The 255-nt window shown below is 37.3% G+C and carries 1 pseudogene; it reads left to right on the top strand.

Annotated elements, in window-relative coordinates:
- Positions 1-17 precede the first annotated feature (17 nt).
- Positions 18-255, top strand: a pseudogene (locus AAEY79_RS15695) (hypothetical protein); the annotation flags it as partial.

The raw sequence follows: 255 nt of genomic DNA, 5'->3' as shown, positions 1-255 counted from the left end.
CCTTTATTACCCTGCTTTTGAGTATTCAAATTTTTGAGAGTGATGACGATATATTATTTAGTCGTTATCTCGATGATAAAAAAGAGACAGCAACTAAAAATCGCAAAATGAAATCGGAGCGTGGTAAAAAAGCGGCCGAAGCTCGTTGGGATAAAGAGGGTAGTGACACTAGCAAAGTTGAGAACAATACAATCAATAATCAAGCATCGTCTAAGCAATGCATAAGCAATACTAATAGCATGCTTGAGCAATGCC

This window comes from Psychrobacter sp. GW64-MNA-CIBAN-0177 (assembly GCF_040309585.1).
In the GTDB taxonomy this organism is placed as follows: domain Bacteria; phylum Pseudomonadota; class Gammaproteobacteria; order Pseudomonadales; family Moraxellaceae; genus Psychrobacter; species Psychrobacter okhotskensis.
This window is presented reverse-complemented; position numbering and strand designations above follow the sequence as displayed.